The organism is Pseudomonadota bacterium (genome assembly GCA_010028905.1).
In the GTDB taxonomy this organism is placed as follows: domain Bacteria; phylum Vulcanimicrobiota; class Xenobia; order RGZZ01; family RGZZ01; genus RGZZ01.
Map to the genome: position 1 here is coordinate 1 of RGZZ01000783.1, position 1,486 is coordinate 1,486.

2 protein-coding genes are annotated in these 1,486 nt (G+C 66.6%); both read left to right on the forward strand.

All coding sequences use genetic code 11. The features are described from left to right. Positions 1-106 precede the first annotated feature (106 nt). Entirely contained in the window at positions 107-568 is a 462-nt protein-coding gene (locus tag EB084_25270; GenBank protein ID NDD31575.1) for a hypothetical protein, read from the forward strand. 75 nt (positions 569-643) lie between these two features. Beyond that, positions 644-1,486: hypothetical protein (locus EB084_25275; protein ID NDD31576.1), on the forward strand; the 843-nt coding region annotated here is incomplete at its 3' end.

Here is a 1,486-nt window from a genome sequence, read left to right on the forward strand (position 1 = left end):
GAGCACAAGGAAGGGCGCATCGGCGCCATCAAGAAGGGTCCCGCGGCCTTCGCGCTTCGGTCGGGTGTGGCGTCCATCGTGCCCATCGCCATCCCCTGTTCTCCGGATGTTCTTCCTCGATATGGGGAGAGTTGAGTCGGAGCCGTCGCCGCGTCGGCGGTCACCGCTGCGGTGCTGGGCAAGGCCGCCCGCCGCAAAGAAGCGGATCGCGCGGTCACCGGGCCCCGTCAAGGTGCTCCAGAACCTCGGCGTGATGCAGGGCACGAAGGCGCACGATGCACACCATGCCCAGCCCGTCGGTTCCTACTGCATCGTGAACGGAATGGCCAATCCGCTGCTCGACAAGCTCAACGTGTGGCGCAAGGCGGAGTACCACATCTATCGGGCCACGGGCCTCGAGCCAAGCACGTGGCTCGATCCAGAGATCAAGAAGAAGGCGCTGGGTGTCGCAAACCCCGCCGACTTCCTCGATCCCGCCAAGCGCCTGGAGGGGCGGTGCGCGTTCTGGCAGGGCATGCTCGCCAAGATCGACACCTGGCGGCGTGGAGACAAGTCGCATGCGGCGTGAGGCGAGGCATCGCTGGGGAGCCAGGCCCTGCCACGGGGCCTTAGGTTTATTCGTCGGGGGACGAGAGGAGGTCAGATGAGACATCATCGTCGATTGCTCGTGCTGTTCGTGGTCGCGGTGGTCGCATTGCTTGTGCTGCGGTTTCATTCGCAGGCCAGCGCGCGTGCGGTGGGGGCGAACGCGGGTCTCGAGGGGTGGCGACCGTTCCCAGATGACAACCCGTGGAATCAGCGCGTCGATGGGCTGGCGGTCGACCCTCGGTCAGATGACATCATCCGTCGCATCGGAGCAAACGCGCCGCTGCACGCCGATTTCGGAGCCAGCTGGGATGGCGGACCGTTCGGGATTCCCTACGTCGTGGTGCCTTCGGGCCAGCCGCGGGTGCCGGTGGTGTTCAACGAGTACGGCGACGAGAGTGATCCCGGACCCTACCCCATTCCCCCAGACGCCCCTGTCGAGAAGGGGAGCGACCGTCACGTGCTGGTGGTCGACCCGTCGCATCAGAAGCTGTATGAGCTCTATCACGCCGAGCGGCGCCGTGGGCCGAATGGCGTTGTTCGCTGGGCGGCGGGAAGCGGCGCCGTGTTCGATCTGTCGTCGAACCGCCTGCGCCCGAGCGGCTGGACCTCCGCCGATGCGGCGGGCCTGCCCATCTTCCCCGGTCTGGCGCGCTACGACGAGGTGGTGGGGCAGCGCGAGATCCGCCATGCCTTGCGATTCACGGTCTCGCATACGCGACGGGCGTATCTTCCGCCCGCCACCCACTTTGCATCGAGCGACGCCGACGCACTGCTGCCCCCCATGGGGATGCGTGTGCGGCTCAAGCGGTCGTTCGACGTGTCGGGCTATCCATCACAGGCGCGTGTCGTGCTCGTGGCCCTGCAGCGCTACGGAATGATCGTGGCCGACAACGGCAGC

Bases quoted from the DNA above. Each gene is read 5' to 3' on its own strand.
- EB084_25270 (NDD31575.1), top strand. From the start codon at position 107: ATGTTCTTCCTCGATATGGGGAGAGTTGAGTCGGAGCCGTCGCCGCGT.